Annotated in this window: 14 protein-coding genes; 10 read left to right on the top strand and 4 right to left on the bottom strand. The window is 76.5% G+C overall.

Going from position 1 to position 18217, the window contains the following annotated elements; all coding sequences use genetic code 11:
• The first annotated feature begins 52 nt into the window (after positions 1-52).
• A complete protein-coding gene (locus AC2TDM_RS10680) occupies positions 53-2308 on the top strand; it encodes an ATP-dependent DNA helicase (RefSeq protein WP_484634589.1) in 2256 nt (751 codons plus the stop codon).
• Positions 2309-2387: 79 nt separating this feature from the next.
• On the top strand, positions 2388-3398 hold the full coding sequence (locus tag AC2TDM_RS10675) for an L-lactate dehydrogenase (RefSeq protein WP_090030240.1): 1011 nt from the start codon (positions 2388-2390) through the stop codon (positions 3396-3398).
• Positions 3399-3480: 82 nt separating this feature from the next.
• On the opposite strand, the gene lexA is transcribed toward AC2TDM_RS10675, so the two are convergent.
• Positions 3481-4188: a transcriptional repressor LexA gene (lexA, locus tag AC2TDM_RS10670; RefSeq protein ID WP_275407324.1), complete on the bottom strand. Its 708-nt coding sequence runs from the start codon at positions 4186-4188 to the stop codon at positions 3481-3483.
• A 396-nt stretch (positions 4189-4584) separates the two neighbouring features.
• On the opposite strand from lexA, the gene AC2TDM_RS10665 reads away from it, so the two are divergent.
• From AC2TDM_RS10665 to AC2TDM_RS10655, 3 genes are all read left to right on the top strand, one after another.
• Entirely contained in the window at positions 4585-4917 is a 333-nt protein-coding gene (locus AC2TDM_RS10665; RefSeq protein ID WP_175499178.1) for a LysM peptidoglycan-binding domain-containing protein, read from the top strand.
• 275 nt (positions 4918-5192) lie between these two features.
• Positions 5193-5738: a transcriptional regulator NrdR gene (gene nrdR / locus AC2TDM_RS10660; protein WP_239078640.1), complete on the top strand. Its 546-nt coding sequence runs from the start codon at positions 5193-5195 to the stop codon at positions 5736-5738.
• 9 nt (positions 5739-5747) lie between these two features.
• Positions 5748-7988 (top strand): S9 family peptidase, encoded by a 2241-nt coding sequence (locus AC2TDM_RS10655; protein ID WP_484634588.1) that lies wholly within the window; start codon positions 5748-5750, stop codon positions 7986-7988.
• On the opposite strand, the gene AC2TDM_RS10650 is transcribed toward AC2TDM_RS10655, so the two are convergent.
• On the bottom strand, positions 7954-8994 hold the full coding sequence (locus AC2TDM_RS10650) for an aldo/keto reductase (protein ID WP_090030527.1): 1041 nt from the start codon (positions 8992-8994) through the stop codon (positions 7954-7956). The two genes, AC2TDM_RS10655 and AC2TDM_RS10650, sit on opposite strands and share 35 nt — an antisense overlap.
• Positions 8995-9204: 210 nt before the next feature.
• Between AC2TDM_RS10650 and AC2TDM_RS10645 the strand changes: the two genes are divergently transcribed.
• Positions 9205-9429 (top strand): DUF5302 domain-containing protein, encoded by a 225-nt coding sequence (locus AC2TDM_RS10645; RefSeq protein ID WP_090030246.1) that lies wholly within the window; start codon positions 9205-9207, stop codon positions 9427-9429.
• A gap of 76 nt (positions 9430-9505) precedes the next feature.
• On the opposite strand, the gene serA is transcribed toward AC2TDM_RS10645, so the two are convergent.
• A complete protein-coding gene (gene serA, locus AC2TDM_RS10640; protein ID WP_484634587.1) occupies positions 9506-10705 on the bottom strand; it encodes a phosphoglycerate dehydrogenase in 1200 nt (399 codons plus the stop codon).
• A 65-nt stretch (positions 10706-10770) separates the two neighbouring features.
• On the bottom strand, positions 10771-13041 hold the full coding sequence (locus AC2TDM_RS10635; RefSeq protein ID WP_484634586.1) for a HelD family protein: 2271 nt from the start codon (positions 13039-13041) through the stop codon (positions 10771-10773).
• A gap of 303 nt (positions 13042-13344) precedes the next feature.
• On the opposite strand from AC2TDM_RS10635, the gene AC2TDM_RS10630 reads away from it, so the two are divergent.
• From AC2TDM_RS10630 to AC2TDM_RS10615, 4 genes are all read left to right on the top strand, one after another.
• Positions 13345-14619 carry a PP2C family protein-serine/threonine phosphatase gene (locus AC2TDM_RS10630; RefSeq protein WP_484634585.1) on the top strand — a complete coding sequence of 425 codons (1275 nt, stop codon included), beginning with the start codon at positions 13345-13347 and terminating at the stop codon, positions 14617-14619.
• Complete coding sequence (locus AC2TDM_RS10625; RefSeq protein WP_484634584.1) at positions 14616-16385, top strand: sensor histidine kinase; 1770 nt, start codon at positions 14616-14618, stop codon at positions 16383-16385. The genes AC2TDM_RS10630 and AC2TDM_RS10625 overlap by 4 nt, the downstream gene beginning before the upstream one ends.
• On the top strand, positions 16382-16834 hold the full coding sequence (locus AC2TDM_RS10620; RefSeq protein ID WP_484634583.1) for a response regulator: 453 nt from the start codon (positions 16382-16384) through the stop codon (positions 16832-16834). Before AC2TDM_RS10625 ends, AC2TDM_RS10620 begins: the two co-directional genes overlap by 4 nt.
• A gap of 129 nt (positions 16835-16963) precedes the next feature.
• Positions 16964-17893: a proteasome assembly chaperone family protein gene (locus AC2TDM_RS10615; RefSeq protein ID WP_484634582.1), complete on the top strand. Its 930-nt coding sequence runs from the start codon at positions 16964-16966 to the stop codon at positions 17891-17893.
• The last annotated feature ends 324 nt before the right edge of the window (positions 17894-18217 follow it).

The raw sequence follows: 18217 nt of genomic DNA, 5'->3' as shown, positions 1-18217 counted from the left end.
CCCGGACCGGGCGCGCGGACGGGGCGGCGGTGCACCGCACTAGGCTGTCGCGGTGCCGCAGACCGACAGGACCGTCCCCGCGGTCGGCGAGCTGCTGGACGCGGCGGTCGGTGCGCTCGGCGGGGCGCCGCGCGAGGGGCAGCGGGCCATGGCGGAGGCGGTGGCCGCCGCCGTCGAGGCCGGGGAGCACGTCCTCGTGCAGGCCGGGACCGGCACGGGCAAGTCGCTCGCCTACCTCGTCCCCGCCGTCCGGCACGCGGTGCTCGAGGACGAGCGCGTGGTCGTCTCCACCGCGACCCTGGCGCTGCAGCGGCAGGTGATCACGCGTGACCTGCCGCTCGTCGCCCGGGCGCTGGCACCACGGCTGCCGCGCCCGCCGCAGGTCGCGCTGCTCAAGGGCTGGCACAACTACCTCTGCCTGCACAAGGTGCAGGGCGGGTACCCGGCGGACGAGCCCGGGGCGCTCTTCGCGCTGGGCGAGGCGGCCGGCGCGGCGGAGCACCCTCCGCCCGTGGACGCGGACCCGGGCGTGCGGCGCGCGGGTGGCGGCGGCGGTGGTGGCGGCGAGACGCTCGGCCAGCAGGTGGTCCGCCTGCGCGAGTGGGCCGACGAGACGACGACGGGTGACCGCGACGACCTCGTGCCCGGCGTGACCGACCGCGCGTGGCGGCAGGTGTCCGTCACGGCCATGGAGTGCCTCGGGCAGCAGTGCCCCCTCGTGGCCGAGTGCTTCCCCGAGGCGGCGCGGACGCGTGCGCGCGAGGCGGACGTCGTCGTGACCAACCACGCGATGCTGGGAATCGCGGCCTCCGGCTCCCCGGGCGTCCTGCCGGAGCACCACGTGCTCGTCGTCGACGAGGCGCACGAGCTGGCCGAGCGCGTCACCGCCCAGGCGACCGCGGAGCTGTCGCTGGCGACCGTCGAGCACGCCGCGCGGCTGGTGCGCCGGCACCTCGCGGTGCCCACGACGGACCTCGACGCCGCCGGCCAGGCGTTGGCCGCGGCGCTCGTGACCCTGCCCGAGGGCCGCTTCCCGGACGGGCTGCCGGAGGGCCTGCGGGACGCGGTGGCCGCGGTCCGCGACGCCGTGCGCACGCTCATGACCGCCACCCGGCCCGAGGCGGGGGCGACGAAGGGGCCGCCGGACGGCGGGCGCAAGATGGCCACGGGTGCCCTGCTGGCCCTGTTCGAGGTGGCGGAGCAGATGGCCGCGGACCCGGCCGACCGGTCGCGGACCGTGCTGTGGTGCGCCCGCGGGGAGGACCGGCGGGGCAGCACGCTGACCCGGCTGCACGCCGCGCCGCTCGTCGTCAGCGGCCTCGTCCGCACCCACCTGCTGGCCGGCCGGGTCAGCGTGCTGACGTCGGCCACGCTGTCGCTGGGCGGCGCGTTCGAGCCCGTGGCGCGGTCGGTCGGCCTCGAGGGGCCCCGTCGGCGGGCCGACGAGACCGCGCCGGCGGGTGGCACGACGGCGGCCGGCACGACGAGCGGCACGACGGCGGGCGGCACGACGACGAGCGGCGCGGCGACGAGCAGCACGGCCGTCGGCGCGGCCGACGATCCGACCGGAGGTCCCACGGCCGGCCCCGCCGAGGGGTCGGGCGACGAGCGGCTGCCGTGGCGGGCGCTCGACGTCGGCAGCCCGTTCGACTACCGACGGCAGGGGATCCTCTACGTCGCCCGGCACCTGCCGCCGCCCGGGCGCGAGCCGGCGACGGAGGCCCAGCTCGACGAGCTGGCCGGTCTAGTCGAGGCGGCCGGGGGTCGCACGCTCGGGCTCTTCTCCTCGCGGCGCGCGGCCGAGGCCGCGGCCCTCGCGCTGCGCGAACGGCTGGACGTGCCGGTCCTGCTGCAGGGCGACGACGTGCTGCCCTCGCTCGTGGCCCGGTTCGCCGCCGACGAGCCGACGTGCCTGTTCGGCACCCTGTCGCTGTGGCAGGGCGTCGACGTGCCGGGGCCGACGTGCCGGCTCGTCGTCATCGACCGCATCCCCTTCCCGCGGCCCGACGACCCCGTGCGCGCGGCGCGGGCGCAGGCGGTGGACCGCGCCGGCGGCAACGGCTTCATGTCGGTGTCGGCCGCGCACGCCGCGCTCCTGCTCGCGCAGGGCGCCGGGCGGCTCATCCGGTCCGTCGACGACCGCGGCGTCGTCGCGGTGCTCGATCCGCGCCTGGTCACGGCCCGGTACGGCGACGTCCTGCGCCGCACGCTCCCCGACCTGTGGCCGACGAGCGACCCGGCGCTCGTCCGGGACGCGCTGCGGCGGCTCGCGCGGCCCGCCCCGGCCGCGTGGTCGCAGGCCCGCTAGCCTCGTCAGCGGCGGCCGTGCGCGGTCGCTCGCCCCGACGCGAGCCGTGCGGCGGGGTCACGGGGCACCGGGAGGACGCATGAGCGAGGGCATCAGCACCGTCGAGACGGACGAGGAGGTGCTGGCCGCGCCGTCGCCGACGCGCCGCACGTCGAAGCTGTCCATCGTCGGGGCGGGCGCGGTCGGCGCGACGATGGCCTACGCGGCGCTCATGCGCGGCGCGGCGCGGACCGTCGCGCTGTACGACATCAACCGGGCGAAGGTCGAGGCCGAGGCGCTGGACCTCGGGCACGGCATCCAGTTCATGCCGATGGCCGAGATCGAGGGCAGCGACGACATCGCGGTGTGCGCCGACTCCGACGTCGTCGTCATCACCGCGGGCGCGAAGCAGAAGCCGGGGCAGACCCGGCTCGACCTGGCCGAGGCCACGGTCTCGCTCATCGGCAAGATCCTGCCGCCCCTGGTCGAGGTGGCTCCCGACGCCGTCTACGTCATGGTGACCAACCCGGTCGACGTCGTGACCTACGCCGCGCTGAAGATGTCCGGCCTGCCCTCCTCGCAGCTCTTCGGCTCCGGGACGGTGCTTGACTCCTCGCGCCTGCGCTACCTCATCGCGCGGCACACGGGGGTCGCCGTGCAGAACGTGCACGCGTACGTGGCGGGGGAGCACGGCGACAGCGAGCTGCCGCTGTGGAGCTCGGCGAGCATCGGCGCGGTGCCGCTGCTCGAGTGGAACGGCATCGGCGGCCGGGGCGCGCTGACGCACGAGGTTCGCGAGCAGATCGCCCGCGAGGTCGTCGAGTCCGCGTACCGGATCATCGCCGGCAAGGGCGCGACGAACTACGCCGTCGCGCTCGCCGGCTCCCGGATCATCGAGGCGGTGCTGAAGGACGAGCAGCGCGTGCTGCCCGTCTCCTCGCTCCTCGAGGACTACCACGGCATCAGCGGCGTGTGCCTCTCGGTGCCCGCGCTCGTCGGACGCGCGGGCGTGGGCGACCGGCTCCAGGTGCCGATGTCGGCCGACGAGCTGGCCGGGCTCCGGCGGTCCGCCGAGGCGATCAAGGCCGTCGCACGGCGGTTCGGGCTCTAGGGGAGATGCCCGGCGGAGCGGCCGGGCATCGACCGAGGGGGGCGGGTCCCGGCACCGGTACCGGGACCCGCCCCCCTCGTCGTCACAGCGAGCGCAGCACGCTCACGACGCGTCCCAGGACGGTGGCGTCGTCGCCCGGGATCGGCTCGTACGCGCTGTTGTGCGGCATGAGCCACACGTGCCCGTCGGCGTGGCGCAGCGTCTTGACCGTCGCCTCGCCGTCGATCATCGCGGCGACGATCTGGCCGTTCTCCGCCACGGGCTGACGCCGCACGACGACCCAGTCCCCGTCGCAGATGGCGGCGTCGACCATCGAGTCGCCCCGCACGGCGAGCAGGAAGAGCTCCCCGTCGCCGACGAGCTGGCGCGGGAGCGGGAACACGTCCTCGACGACCTGCTCCGCCGTGATGGGTCCGCCGGCCGCGATCCGCCCGACGACGGGCACGTAGGCCGGCGTCGGCGCGGCGTCCCCGTCGGCCGCGTCCGCGTCGGTCAGCGCGCCGGGGGTCCCGTCCGGGGCGGTCCAGCCGCGGACCGGGCGTGCGTCGTCGGTGAGGACGACCTCCATGGCGCGCGGCCGGTGCGGGTCGCGGCGCAGGTAGCCCTTCCGCTCGAGCGACGTCAGCTGGTACTTGACGCTCGACGGGCTGACGAGGCCGACGACCTCCCCGATCTCGCGCATGCTCGGCGGGTAGCCCCGCTGCTCCACGGACGCGCGGATGCAGTCCAGCACCATGCGCTGGCGGCGGGTGAGCGCCGGTGCCTCGGACGCGTCGGGCAGCGCGGTCACCGTGGCGAGCGCGGAGAGGTCGTCCGCGGGTGGCTCCTGCTCCTGCTCCTGCTCCTGCTCCGTGGGGACGGCCGTCAGCACGGCCGTGCCGCCGGTGCGGGCGCGGGCCCGCGGGCCGCGCCCGGTGAGCGGTGCGTCCGTGGCCGCGGGGTCGTCCCCGGGCCGCTGGGTCCTGTCCGTCACGGTCGTCCTCCCTGTCGTGCGGTGCCCGGGCGGTGGCCCACGGCGGGCGTGTCAGTGGTCGGTGGTGGGCTGTCGGGCATGAGCCAGCCTAGGAGCGCGGGACGCGCGGACCAAACACCTGTTCGAGCGTGTCTCGACGTGTCGGACGCGCCCGTGGTAGAACTCGTACACACGTTCGTCGAACACCCGTACGCCCGCCCGTCGGAGGTCACCATGCGCAGCAGCAGCACCGCCCGTCCGGCCGCCGCCGCGGTCCCTCTCCGCCTCACCGCGCGCGGCCGCTGGGCGGCGCTCCTCGTCGTCGCCGGTGTCGCCGCCACGGGGCTGTGGTCCGCGGACCGGGCCGAGGCGGGGCGGCCCGCCGGCGGGACCGAGGTCGCGCGGCACCTCGTGGCCCCGGGGGACACGCTCTGGGAGATCGCGGAGGGCGTCGTGCGTCCGGGGGAGGACGTGCGGGACGTCGTCCTCGAGCTCGTCCAGCTCAACCGGCTGCCGTCCTCGCAGCTGTCGGCCGGCCAGACGATCGTCGTCCCCGTCCGGGGGTGAGCGTGGGGGCCGGCACCGCGTCCGTCGGCACCGCGTCCGTCGGCACCGCGTCCGTCGGCACCGCGTCCGTCGGCACTGCGCCCGTCGGCACTGCGTCCGTCGGCACTGCGTCCGTCGGCACTGCGTCCGTCGGCACTGCGTCCGTCGGCACTGCGTCCGTCGGCACTGCGCCATCGGCGGACACGCTTGCACCTGCCGTCGGCCCGCACCTAACGTCGGGCCCGGCGCCCCGTGCGCCCGGGGGCCGTGCCCCTGCGGACGCGAGGGGGACTCCCGTGCACTGCCCGTTCTGCCGCCACCCGGACTCGCGCGTCGTCGACTCGCGGACGTCGGACGACGGCTCGTCCATCCGGCGCCGCCGCCAGTGCCCGCACTGCAACCGCCGCTTCACGACGGTGGAGACGACGAGCCTCGCGGTGGTCAAGCGGTCGGGTGCCAGCGAGCCGTTCCGGCGCGAGAAGATTGTCAACGGCGTGCGCAAGGCCTGCCAGGGGCGTCCGGTCAGCGAGGACGACCTCGCGCTGCTCGCGCAGAAGGTCGAGGAGACGCTGCGCTCGTCGGGCTCGGCGGAGATCGACGCGTACGAGATCGGGCTGGCCATCCTCGGTCCGCTCCGGGAGCTCGACGAGGTGGCCTACCTGCGGTTCGCCTCCGTGTACCAGGCCTTCGACTCCCTCGAGGACTTCGAGGCCGCCATCACCGTGCTGCGCGCCGAGCGGGAGGGGCGTCCGGACCGGGACACCGCGTCGACGCCGACGCCGACGCCGGTCTCCGGCGGGGCCGTGCCCCCGGCACGCGCGGTCGCCCAGGGGGCGGGCTAGCGTCGGCGGGTGCTCCCCGATGACATCGCCCTGCTCCGCACGCCTGGCCGCGCCGCCGTCCTGCCCGACGGGTCCGCCGCGGTCGTGGCCGTCCTGACCCCCGACCTCGCGGCCGACGAGACCACCGGCTCCCTGTGGCGGGTGCCGCTCGCCACCCGCACCGACACGGACGCCGACCTCGGCACCGACCTCGCCACCGGGTTCAGCACCCGTGCCCGGGCGCCGCACCGCCTCACGCGCGGGCACCGGGACACCGAACCGGTCGTGTCGCCGGACGGTCGGCTGCTCGCGTTCGTCCGTGCCGCTCCCGGCTCGCCCGGCCAGCTGCACCTGCTCGACCTGCAGGGCGGGGAGCCCGTGGCGCTGACGGACGCCCCGCTCGGCGTCCAGCGCCCGCGCTTCTCGCCGGACGGCCGTCGGCTCCTGGTGCTGGCGCGCGTGCCGGAGGAGGGTCGCTACGTCCGCGGCGGCGACCCGGCCGCGGAGGCGCCGCGGCTCGTCGACACGTTCCGCTACCGCGCGGACGGGGTCGGCTTCGTGCACGACCGGCCGCGGCACGCCCACGTGCTCGACGTGCCGACCCCGGCCGCGCTCGAGGCCTGGCCCGCGGCGCCGCGCGATGGGATCGACGGGCACGCCGACGGGCCCCCCGACGGGCACGCCGGCGGCGACGGCCGCGGGCCCGGCGAGGACGGCCTGCTGCCGCACCTGCAGGACGTGACCCCGGGCGAGCACGACGTCGCGGCCGCCGAGTGGTGGCCGGCGGGGCCCGCGGATGATGCGGTGCTCGTCGTCGCCGGCGTGCACGCCGGACGCGGGACGGACCTCCGGGCCGACGCACTCCTGCTGCCCGTGCCCGCGACCACCGCCGGGACGGGGGACGACGCCCCGTGGCCCACGCGGGCCACCCGCCTCACCGACGCCGACGCCGGCAGCACCCTCGGCGTCGTCGCCGCGGCGGCGTCACCGGACGGGTCGGCCGTCTGGCTGCTCGCGCAGCGGCTGGGCGAGGGCGGACGGGACTTCGTCGGGCGCCCGACTACCCTGCACCACCTCGCGCTCGCGACCGACGGGCACGGGGACGGTGTCGGGGACGGCGACGGGGACGGGCCGCGCCCGGCGGGCGAACCGCGCGCCCTCACCGACGAGGACGTGGACCTCGACGCGGACGTGCTCGTCCCGGTGGGCGACGAGGTGCTCGTCGCGCGCGTGCACCGCGGGGCGCAGCCGCTGCTCGCCGTCGCCCCGGACGGCACCGCGCGCACCCTCGTCGAGGGGCCGCTCGTCGTGACCGCCGCCGCCCCGGCGCCGGACGGCGGTGCCGTCGTCACGGCGGCCGCGCCCGACTCCGCGGGAGACCTGCACCGGCTCCGGGCGGACGGCACGCTGCACCGGCTGACCGACCTGTCGGCCCCGCTCCGCGCGGCGGGTCTGCGGCCGGCCGTGGAGCTGCACGCGACCGCCCCGGACGGCGCGGACGTGCACGGCTGGGTGGTCCGGCCCGACCCGGGAGCGCACCCGGCGCCGCACCCGACGCTGCTGATGATCCACGGCGGGCCGCACGCGCAGTACACCGGCGCGGTGTTCGACGAGGCGCAGGTGCTGGCGCGGGCGGGGTACGCGGTCGTGATGGGGAACCCGCGCGGGTCGGCGGGGTACGGCCGGGCACACGCGACGGCCATCCACCGGGCGATGGGCACGGTGGACACCGACGACGTGCTCGCGCTGCTGGACGAGGCGCTGCGCGCGGACGACCTCGACGCCGGGCGCACGGGCGTGCTCGGCGGCTCCTACGGCGGCTACCTCACCGCGTGGTTGACCACGCGCACGGACCGGTTCGCGGCGGCCGTCGTCGAGCGCGGCTTCCTCGACCCCGTGAGCTTCGTCGGGTCCAGCGACATCGGCTGGTTCTTCGGCCTGGAGTACGTGGGCGACGACGCCACGCCCGAGGGGGCCGCGCAGGTGGCGGCCCAGTCGCCGATGGCGCACGTCGGCGCGGTCCGGACCCCGACCCTCGTCGTGCACTCCGAGCAGGACTGGCGCTGCCCGGTCGAGCAGGGGCAGCGGTGGTTCGTCGAGCTGAGGCGACGCGGCGTGCCCACCCGGCTGCTCCTGTTCCCCGGCGAGGGCCACGAGCTGAGCCGGTCCGGCCGGCCTCGCCACCGCGTCGCCCGGTTCGAGCACCTGCTGCGGTGGTTCGACGAGCGCTTGCCCGTCACAGGTCGCTCGAGCGCGAGCCCCACAGGTTGATCCCGGCGTCGACGGCGTGCCTCTCGACGGCGACCAGCAGGTCGTCGTCGAGGGGCGGCAGGGCCGCGGCGGCGAGGGTGCCGTCGAGCTGGTCCGTCGTCCGGGCGCCGACCAGCACGGAGGTGACCCGCGCGTCGCGCAGCACCCAGGCCACGGCGAGCTGCGGCAGCGTGAGGCCGGCGCCGCGGGCGAGCGCGTCGAGCGCGCGGACGTGCGCGAGCGTCTCCGGCGTGAGCCACGCGCGCTGCAGCGGGCCGCCCCGCGCCGCGCGCGACCCGGCCGGCACGCCGTCGAGGTAGCGGTCGGTGAGCATCCCCTGGGCCAGCGGCGAGAAGGCCACGACGCCCAGCCCGGCGTCGCCGCAGACGTCCAGCAGGCTGCGTCCGTCGGGCCCGGGGCGCTCCACCCAGCGGTTCAGCAGGGAGTACGACGGCTGGTGCAGCGCGAGCGGGAGACCCAGCCCGTCCGCGACGGCCAGGGCCTCCGTCGTCCGCCGCGCGGAGTAGGACGATATGCCGGCGTGGCGTGCCTTCCCCCGGCGCACCGCGTCCGCCAGCGCTCCGATCGTCTCCTCCAGCGGCGTCCGCGGGTCGAAGCGGTGGGACCAGAACACGTCGACGTGGTCCGTGCCGAGCCGGCCCAGGCTCGCGTCGAGCGAGGCGAGCAGGCCCTTGCGGGACCCGTGCTCGCCGTAGGGCCCCGGCCACCCGCGGTAGCCGGCCTTCGTCGTGACCACCAACGTGTCGCGGTGCGCCCGCAGGTCGGTGGCCAGCAGCCGGCCGACCGTCGTCTCGGCGGCGCCGGGTGGCGGGCCGTAGTTGTTGGCGAGGTCGAGGTGGAACACGCCGCGGTCCACCGCGTGCAGCACCACGCGACGCTGGTCGGCGAACGGGGTCCCGTCGCCGAAGTTCTGCCACAGGCCCAGGGAGACCGCCGGGAGCGCGAGACCCCCGGCGCGGCGCACGGGTACCGGTGCGGCCGGTCCTGGAACAGGCGGCACGGACATCGGCACGGGCGTCCGCACGGGTGCGGCGGGCGACGCGGCGGCGGGGTCGGGCACGCCGCGACCGTAGCGCCCCGAGCGGGGCCCCGTCCGGCGCCGGGGACGGACCGGTCGGGTATTCGGCTGGCGACGGCCACCGTCGGTGGACGAGGGTGGTCGGGCGCACCGCGTGCGGTGTGGCACCCTGCAGCACCGACACGACGAGGAGGCCCCATGGCCGACGCACCTGACGCCCCGGCAGCCGGCGGCACGACGACGGGCCCCGCGGGCGCGCCGGCCGACGCGCCCACGGACGCCAAGGCCCGCTTCCGCGAGGCGCTCGAGCGCAAGAAGGCCCAGCAGCACCGCACGGCCGCCGGTCCCGGCGGCGGGAGCGCCGTGCACGGGTCGGAGACGGCCGGGCCGACGCAGCGGCGCTTCCGCCGCAAGTCCGGCTGACCGACCCCTCCGCGCCCGGGCGCAGCCACAGCGACGGCCGCCGACCCCTCCGGGGGGTCGGCGGCCGTCGCTCGTGCTAGCTCAGGAGGCGCAGCCGCACCGACTCGGGCCGGCCGCGGAGCGCGGCCAGCGCCGCCTCGTCGACGAGGGAGCCGACGTCCGTGACCACGTACCCGAGGTCGCCGCGCGTGGCCAGGAGCTGCCCCTCGATGTTCACGCCGTGCTCCGCGAGCAGGTTGTTGACGGCGGCGAGCACGCCCGGCACGTTGCGGTGCAGGTAGGCGATGCGGTGCTGCTCCGGCTGGGCGTCGAGCGCCAGGTTCGGCACGTTGACCGACAGCGTCGTCGACCCCGTGGCCAGGTAGTCGCGCAGCTTGTGCGAGACGAACTGGCCGATCGCCTCCTGCGCCTCCTCCGTGGACCCGCCGGTGTGCGGCGTGAGGATGACGTTCGGCAGGCCCCGCAGCTCGGACTCGAACGGGTCGCCCTTGCGCTTGGGCTCCTCCGGGAAGACGTCCACCGCGGCCCCGACGACGCGGCCCTCCTCGATGGCGGCCTTGAGGGCGCCGTAGTCGACGACGAACCCGCGCGAGAGGTTGAGGAACACCGACCCGGGCCGCATCCGGCCGAACTGCTCCGCGCCGAACAGCCCGGCGTTGCCGGAGCGCCCGTCCACGTGCAGGGTCACGACGTCCGCGACGTCGAGCAGCTCGTCGAGCGACCCCAGCCGCCGGGCGTTGCCCAGCGCGAGCTTCTCCGCCGTGTCGTAGAAGACGACGGACATGCCCAGCGCCTCCGCCAGGACGGACAGCTGGGTGCCGATGTTGCCGTACCCGACGATCCCGAGGGTGCGGCCGCGGACCTCGTGGGCGCCGGTCGCCGACTTGTCCCAGATGCCGTCGTGCATCTTCCGGTCGAAAACGGTGAGGCGCCGCGTGAGGGCGATGATGTCGGCCAGGGCGATCTCCACGACGGAGCGCGTGTTGGAGAACGGGGCGTTGAACACCGCCACGCCGCGTGCGGCCGCCGCGCGCAGGTCGACCTGGTTGGTGCCGATGCAGTACGCCCCCAGGGCGACGAGGCTGTCGGCGCGCTCGAGCACGGCGGCGGTGACCTGTGTCTTGGACCGGATGCCGAGGAGGTGGACCCCCTCGAGGGCATCGGCCAGCTCGTCCTCGTCGAGCGCGCCGGTGCGGGTGGTCACCTCGAAGCCGGCGGATTCGAGGATGGTCCGCGCCTGGGGGTGGAGGTTCTCGAGCAGCAGGGCCTTGGGCACGCCCCCATCGTGCCCCCGTCCCGCGCGCTGGGACGGCCGCCGTCCGGCTGACGGACAGCCCGCGGCTACCCGTCCGTGAGGCCGGGCGGCAGGCCGCGCGCGTGCAGCACCTGCAGGGCCCGCGTCGGCCGCGTCATGGCCACGTACAGGTCGCCGGCCCCCTCGGCCAGCACCTCGGTCGGCTCGACGAGCACCACCAGGTCGAACTCCAGGCCCTTGGCCTCGCGGGCACCGAGCACGACGACGGCTGCGTCAGGGTCGGCGACGGCCGTCCGCCGGCCCTCGTCGTCCCGGCCCGCCGCGACGAGCGCCGCCGCCACGCCCGCCCGCAGCGCCGCCACGGCGGGGGCAGCGGCCAGCACCGCCACGCGGCCCGCTCCGGCGGCGTCGCGCACCTCGGCCAGCCCGGCCACCGCGGCGTCCGCCGCGCGGTCGGCCAGGTCGCCCGCGGGTACCCGCGCCACGCGCAGCGCGTCGGGCAGGTCCCGGGCCGCGGTCTGCGGGCTCACGGGCAGGCCCTGGGCGACCGCGACCCGACGCGCGGCCTCCGTCACGGCGGCGGGCGTCCGGTAGTTCACCGTGAGCTCCGCCAGCCGCCACGACCCGCGCAGCACCGGGTCGAGCGCCGTCGCCCACCGCCGGGCGCCGCCGGGCGCTGAGGTCTGCGCGACGTCACCGACGATCGTCAGCGACCGCGTCGGCACCCGCCGCAGCAGCACCCGCCACGCCATCGCCGACAGCTCCTGCGCCTCGTCGACGACGACGTGCCCGTACGTCCAGGACCGGTCCGCCGCGGCTCGCTCGGCCGTGGTGAGCGCCGGCCCGCCGGCGGTGAAGCGGTCGGCGAGCATCTCCGCCGACACCATGCCGCCGGCACCCGTCTGGGCGAGCACCTGGCGGGCGTAGGCCACCTCGGCGGCACGCCGCTCGGCGTCCGCGCGGGCCTGCGCGCGCTGGGCCTGGTCGTCCTCGCCGAGCAGCTCGGCGGCCTCGTCGAGCAGCGGCACGTCCGCGGGGGTCCACGGCGCGTCGGCGTCGCGGCGCAGCAGCGCCCGGTCGCGGGCGGTCAGCATGGGCGCCGCCTGCTCGAGCCGCCACGGCCGCGACCACAGGTCGGCGACGAGGCCCTGCGGCGTCAGGGGCATCCACGCGAGGTTGAGCGCGATGCGCACCTCCCGCGTCGTGCGCAGCTCCTCCACGACCTCGGCCCGGTCCTCGGGGTCGACCTTCTGCCCCAGCTGGGCGACGTACTGGTCGGCCAGCCGGGCGAGCATGTCGCGCACGAACGTCACGCGCGCCTCGTTGTGCGGCCGGTGGTTGCGGCGCGCGCGGGCGATCGCCGCCGCCACGTCCCCGGGCCGCACGACGACGGTGCGCCCCTCGACCCGGATCGTCGTGCTCTCCTGCGGCACCCGCTGGCGCGCCCGCACGGCCCGCGCGACGACCTCCGCCATCACGACCCGGCCCTTGAGCGCGGCGACCGCGTCGTCCTCGGTCCCCGTGGCGACGAGGCCGGGCAGGAGCTCGGCCACGGTCGTCGTCACGACCCCCGTCTCGCCGAGGCTGGGCAGCACCTGGTCGATGTACCGCAGGAACGTGCGTGAGGGCCCCACCAGCAGGACGCCCGAGCGCTCGAGCGTCTTGCGGTGCGCGTAGAGCAGGTACGCCGCGCGGTGCAGGGCGACGGCCGTCTTGCCGGTGCCTGGACCGCCCTGGACGACGAGCGCGCCGGCCAGCTCGGAGCGGATGATCGCGTCCTGCTCGGCCTGGATCGTCGCGACGATGTCGTTCATGCGGCCGGTCCGGCCCGCGGCGAGCGCCGCGACGAGCGCGCCCTCGCCGGACAGGGTGGACAGGCCCGCCCCGCCCTCCGCCTCGAGGGCGTCGAGGTCCAGCACCTCGTCCTCCAGCCCGGTGACCTCGCGGCCACGGGTGACGAGGTGCCGGCGGCGCACGACGCCGTCCGGACGCGCCGCGGTCGCGCGGTAGAAGGCCTGCGCCGCCGGGGCCCGCCAGTCCACGAGGAGCTGGGTCTGGTCGTCGTCCGTCAGGCCGAGGCGCCCGATGTAGCGGTGCGGGGCCTCGCGCAGGTCGAGGCGGCCGAAGGCGAGCCGGTCCTCCACGGCCTCGAGCTGCCGCAGGCGGTCCTCGTGCAGCGTGGCGAAGGCGTCGCGCTCCGACCGGTTCTGCGGGGAGCCCGACGGGCCCTCCCGGCGCACGCGCGCCAGCCGGTCGCGCGTGTGCGCCCGCAGCGCGTCGAGGCGTGCGTAGAGGACGTCGACCGTCCGCTGCTCGTGCCGCACCTGCTGCGTCAGCGCGTCCTCGCTACCCGTCACCCTCTGCCCGCCTCCCGCCGCCACGCCCGCCGCCACTCCCGCCGCCACTACCGCCGCCCCTCCAGCACCACGTCCCGCGACCGACCGCGGGCCGTGGAGCAGCACGGACACGCCGCCCGGACCCGTCCGGGCCGCGGGGGGCCGTCTATTATCCGACGCGGACGCGGTGCACCGTGCGTCCCGTCCGTCCCGGCTGCCGGGCCGCGCCGGGACGCGGGCGCACCGCCCGGAGCACGGGCAGCGACCCCCGGCGCTCGGCACGACGCGGCCTCACGGCCGTCGTCCGTACGGCGGGAGGTGAGGGTGTCGGTCCAGGAGCCGGCGACCGCGGCCGGCGCGTCGCACGCGGACACGGGGCGCGAGCACGAGGCGCGCGAGGACGTCCTGCGCGTCCTGCTCGTCGAGGACGACGACGCCGACGCCCTGCTCGTCCGCGAGCACCTCCAGGACGCCGGGCTGCAGGTCGAGCTCGTGCAGGCCCGGACGCTCGACGAGGCGCTGCAGCGGCTCGACGCCGACTGCGTCCTGCTCGACCTCGGCCTGCCCGACGCCCGCGGGCTGCCGGCGCTCGAGCGGCTCCTCGCCGGCGGCGCGCCGCCCGTGGTGGTGCTGACCGGGCTGGCCGACACGCGCACCGGGCTGGCCGCCGTGGCCGCCGGCGCGCAGGACTACCTCGTCAAGCAGGACGTCGAGCCCGGGACGCTCGGCCGTGCCGTGCGCTACGCGGTGCAGCGCACCCGGTGGGAGTCGGCGGAGCGCGAGCTGTTCCGCAGCGGGGTCCGCGCCCAGGAGACGCTGCGCCTCGAGCGCGCCCTGCTGCCGCGGCCCGTCGTCCACGACCCGCGGCTCGTGGTCGAGGTGGCCTACCGCTCGGGCCGGGACGGCGTGCTGGGCGGCGACTTCTACGACGTGGTCGAGCGGCCGGACGGGACCGTGCTGGCGGTGGTCGGCGACGTCTGCGGGCACGGCCCCGACGAGGCCGCGCTGGGCGCCACCCTGCGGACCGCGTGGCGCACGCTCGTGCTGGCCGAGCACTCGCCCGCGTGCATCCTCGCGCTGCTCGAGCGCGTGCTGCGCGCCGAGCGCGCGGCCGACTGGGTCTTCACGACGGCCGCGATGGTGGTCGTCGCGCCGGACCGGCGCTCGGCGGAGCTGTACCTGGCCGGGCACCCCGCCGCGCTGCTCGTCGGGCCGCCGACCGCGGTCGTCCCGCCGGTGCGCCGCGGACGGGCGCTGGGCCTCCCGCTCGACGGCGGGTGGGAGCCGCAGCACGTGCCGCTCGAGGGCGACTGGCGGCTGCTCGTCTACACGGACGGGCTGCTCGAGGCGACGATCGACGACGAGGGCGACCGGCTGGGCAAGGAGCGGCTCGTCGCGGTCGTCGAGGGCGTCGCGCGGGCAGCCGACGCGCGCGGCGACGGCTCGGGGGTCGTCGAGGCGGTGCTGGACGCGGTGCAGGCGCTGCACGGCGGGCCGCTCGTCGACGACTCGGCGCTCGTCCTCCTCGGCTGCGTCCCCGGCTCCGCGCCGCACGCGGACGCGGCGCCGCGGGAACCAGCGGACGGGGCCCCCGCGTGACGCCCTTCACCCTGCGCCGACGGGTCGAGGCGCTGCTGCTGGCCGCGGCGCTCGTGCTCGGCGCGGCGATCGTCGCCACCGTCCTCGTCTACGTGCAGCTCGCGGATCGGCAGCGCGTGGTGACGGAGGTCTACTTCTCCGCGGTGCTCGACGTCGACGAGGCCTACCTCGCGCTCGTCGACGACGAGACCGCGGTGCGCGGCTACGCCCTCACGGGGGACCCGGACGCCCTCGCGCCCTACGGCGACGCCCCCGGGACCGATGGCGGGTTCACGGCCATCGCCTCCGAGCTCGCGCGCCGCACGGAGGTGACGCCGGCGCTGCGGGCGGCGGCGGCGGACGTGGACGGCGCCGTCGAGGCGTGGCGGGAGGGCTTCGCCGAGCCGCTCGTCGCGCAGGTGGACGCGGAGGGTCTCGCCTCCGTCCGACCCGAGCAGGTGGACGAGGGGCGGACGCGGTTCGACGAGGTGCGGTCCGAGATCGGGGCGTTCACCGCGCTCGTCCGCGAGGAACGGCTCGCCGCCGCCGACGCGCTGCGCGGCTGGACCTTCGCCGCCCAGGCCATCTCGGGGCTGCTCCTCGTCGCGGCCGCCGTCGTGGGGGTGCTGCTGTGGACGCAGCTGCGGCGGTGGGTCACCGGGCCGCTCGACGCGCTCGCGGCGGACACCCGGATCGTGTCGGCCGGCGCGCTCGGGCACCGCGTGCGCTCGGCGGGGCCGGGTGAGATCGCGGCGCTGGCCCGGGACGTCGAGCACATGCGCCAGACCCTCGTCGAGCAGATGCAGGCCGCCCAGCGGTCCCAGCAGGAGGTGGCGCGCGCGCACGCCCTCCTGACGGACCAGGCGGCCGAGCTGCAGCGGTCCAACCGCGACCTCGAGCAGTTCGCCTACGTCGCGTCGCACGACCTCCAGGAGCCGCTGCGCAAGGTCGCGAGCTTCACCCAGCTCCTGCAGAAGCGCTACGGCGGGGAGCTCGACGAGCGCGCCGACCAGTACATCGCCTTCGCCGTCGACGGCGCGAAGCGCATGCAGCGGCTCATCACCGACCTGCTCGAGTTCTCCCGCGTCGGCCGGCTCGGCGGGCAGGCGACGGACGTGCCGCTGGCGGAGGCGCTCGACGAGGCCGTCGGCGACCTGGAGCACCGCATCGCCGAGACGGGCGCGCGGGTGACGCACGGCCCGCTGCCGACGGTGCGGGGGGAGCGGGCGCTGCTCGTGCAGCTCCTGCTCAACCTCGTCGGCAACGCGGTGAAGTTCGCCGCGCCCGACCGGACGCCGCACGTGCACGTCGGCGCGCGGCGCGTCGAGGGCGGCTGGGAGCTCGAGTGCCGCGACAACGGCATCGGCATCGACCCCGAGTACGCGGACCGCGTCTTCGTCATCTTCCAGCGCCTGCACCCCAAGGACGTGTACGCCGGCACCGGCATCGGGCTCGCGCTGTGCAAGAAGATCGTCGAGCACCACGGCGGGCAGATCCACGTCGAGCCCCTGCCGCCGGGGGAGGTGGGCACGAGCATCCGCTGGACGCACCCCGACCCGGCCCCCGACCCGGCTCTCGAGCCGGCTCTCGAGCCGGCCCACGACCTGACCACCGGTCCGGCAGACGACCTGGCGCCGCACACGGCACCGGACACGGCACCGGACACGGCAACGGACACGGCACCGGACACGGCACCGGACACGGCAACGGACACGGCACCGGACCCGGCCGCCGACCCGGCCCCCGACCCCGAGCACGGCCCGCAGGGGCAGGACGGAGCACGATGAGCACGCAGAGCACGCAGGGGTCGCGCCCGGTGGAGGTCCTCCTCGTCGAGGACGACCCCGGCGACGTCCTCATGACCCGCGAGGCGTTCGAGGACAACAAGCTGCGCAACCGCCTCACGGTCGTGCCCGACGGCGTCAGCGCCCTGGAGTACCTGCGCAAGGAGGGGCCGCACGCGGACGCGCCGACGCCGGACCTCGTCCTGCTCGACCTCAACCTGCCCCGCAAGAGCGGGCGCGAGGTCCTCGACGAGATGAAGCGCGACGAGACCCTGCGCTCCATCCCCGTCGTCGTGCTCACCACGTCCGAGGCGGAGGAGGACGTGCGCAGCTCCTACGCGCTGCACGCCAACGCGTACGTCACGAAGCCCGTGGACTTCGACCGGTTCATCGAGGTGGTCCGGCAGATCGACGAGTTCTTCGTGGAGGTCGTGCGCCTGCCCTCCCGCTGACCGGCGACGCGTCCGGCGGACGACCTGGCCGGACGGGCCGGTGCGCGGGCCGCGACACCCGGCGCAGCGGCGGGAAGGATCCGGCGGGTACCGGCGTTGCGTGCGGCAGGACGAGGCGAGGAGGACGACGTGCTGGACCCCGCAGAGCTGTACACGGTGGACGAGGGCGTGGCGGACCGCGTGCGCGAGCGCGTGGTGGACGGGCGCGGGCCCGTGCTGGTGCACGTGCTCAAGGGTTTCGTCGACGCGGGCCAGGCCGGCGGTACGGCCGCCGCGCACCTGACGACGACCCTGCGCACGCAGCGGCTGGTGACGTTCGACGCGGACCAGCTCGTCGACTACCGGTCCCGCCGCCCGACGATGACCTTCGACGCCACGACCTGGACGGCGTACGACACGCCGGAGCTCGCCGTCGACGTCGTCGAGGACGCCGAGGGCGTGCCGTTCCTGCTCCTGCACGGCGTCGAGCCGGACGTGCAGTGGGAGCGGTGGGTCGCGGCGGTGCAGCAGGTCGTCGAGCGGTTCGCGGTGCCCCTCATGGTGGGCCTGCACGGGATCCCCATGGGCATCCCGCACACGCGACCCCTCACCGTCACCGCGCACGCCACGCGCCCTGACCTCGTGACCTCGCACACGCCGTGGTTCGGGACCGTGCAGGTGCCCGCGTCGGCGTCGGCGCTGCTCGAGCTGCGGCTCGGGCAGGCGGGCCACGACGCGGTGGGGTACGCCGTGCACGTGCCGCACTACCTCGCCCAGTCTCCGTTCCCCCAGGCGTCGATCACGGCGCTGGAGTGCGTGCAGCGGCGCACGGGGCTGGACCTCGAGGTCGGCGGGCTGTCCGCGGCCGCCGAGGACACCATGCTCGAGATCGAGCGGCAGGTGCGCGGCTCCGACGAGGTCGCGGACGTCGTGCGCGCGCTGGAGGAGCAGTACGACGCCTTCACCCGCAACCTGGGCCGTTCGAACCTCCTGGGGACGACGACCGAGCTGCCGACGGCCGACGAGCTCGGCGCCGAGTTCGAGCGGTTCCTGGCCCAGCAGGACGACGGGCACCGCTGACCGGCAGGGCCGACCGGCAGCGCTGGCCCGCACCGTATGCGTGCACGGCTGGCCCGCACTGCTGGCCTGCACTGCTGGCCTGCACTGCTGGCCTGCACTGCTGCCTTGCACGTCCAGGCGCAGGTGGCCCTGACGACGGACGTGTGGTCCGTGCCGCGGAACCGTGGCGGTCCCCGGCCCTGACGTGCCATGATCGGCGCTGTTGCAGTGACGTACTGACGCTTGACCGGCGCCGACCCGTACGGGCCGGCACCCGCAGCTCTGCTGGTCCCACCGGTGCAGGACGTGAGGCATTGCGGCACGCCGTGGACGTGGGGTCCGCGG

Source organism: Cellulomonas sp. plas2 (assembly GCF_057221735.1).
Note: the sequence above shows the minus strand (reverse complement) of the source record. Positions and strands in the feature narration are given on the sequence as shown.